Source organism: Dolichospermum sp. LEGE 00246 (genome assembly GCF_015207865.1).
In the GTDB taxonomy this organism is placed as follows: domain Bacteria; phylum Cyanobacteriota; class Cyanobacteriia; order Cyanobacteriales; family Nostocaceae; genus Dolichospermum; species Dolichospermum heterosporum.
The window spans coordinates 1-1,015 of record NZ_JADEWA010000779.1 but is presented as its reverse complement, the minus strand read 5'-3'; the positions used below and the strand labels follow the sequence as shown (position 1 = coordinate 1,015).

The window sequence follows — 1,015 nt, the reverse complement described above, 5'->3', positions numbered from 1 at the left end:
CCACCCCTAGCCCCTCCCCGCAAGCGAGGAGGGGGACAGGAGAGAAGGGGACAGGAGAGAAGGGGAGTTATGTTCAGAAATCTTTGATTTTACTGAACTGTTGGCTCATGAATCAATCAAGAATCAACCGACTCTGCTAACATCTTCCGAGCCGAGCGCTGCTGCAACCTTCTCCGCAACATCAAAGCACCAAAGACAATTGCCATACCTGCTGGTGCGGCATCAGTCTCAAAGGGAACAGGAGTCGCAGCAGTAGCATTAATTTGGAAACTGTTGAAAGTGATGCTCGTACTATAGGTAGCACCGCCATTAGTACCCTGATAGCCGTTATTAACCATACCAGTAATTCCAGTCGGTGAAAGACTTGGGTTATTCGCTCTCCAAAGAACACCATCACCAGAGGGAACAGTCATTAACAGCCAATAGCGTGTATCTGCTAAAAAGGTGAAGTTTGTAGTTGGTGTAAAGCTAAAATTCCCGATTGCATTACTACCAGAGCTGGGATTATTAAACGTCAGCGATTCAAGAGTTGTGCCAAGGGGACTATTGCTAGTTTTGGCAGCATCCCTATAGATTTGCAGTTTTACTACATCACCCGCAGTGGTATTATAGCTGCCTAGACGAAGTAATATGCTATCTAGGGTATAGTTAGTAGTGACAGGTAGGGTAAATCCAATGGCTTTACCCGTTGTATTTGTAGCAGGATAAATAGCAGTATTATGTGTATCATTTGTAAATGAATAATTACCAAATAAGGTAACGGCTTTGGCAGGACTAGAAAGAGCTAGAATGCTTACCAGGGAAGCAACTACCCCCCCCCATTTTTGAAAATTGGTGCTGATCATGATGTCCTTTGTTTCTTATGTTTTTAATTTCCTCAGATGTACCGACTCGGTACTTAGCAGTAGAATATCTCAAAATCACTCAAATAGAAACAGCAAAATATGAAAAATTATCACATACCCAATCCTAATTCTTGTCCCCCCTCCTCCCTTTCCCCGCTTAATTCTTGTCC

The 1,015-nt window shown here is 43.4% G+C and carries 1 protein-coding gene; it reads right to left on the bottom strand.

Translation table 11 applies throughout. The features are described 5' to 3' along the window. Nucleotides 1–116: 116 nt before the first annotated feature. Nucleotides 117–845: a choice-of-anchor R domain-containing protein gene (locus IQ228_RS26295; protein WP_193965052.1), complete on the bottom strand. Its 729-nt coding sequence runs from the start codon at nt 843–845 to the stop codon at nt 117–119. Nucleotides 846–1,015 lie beyond the last annotated feature (170 nt).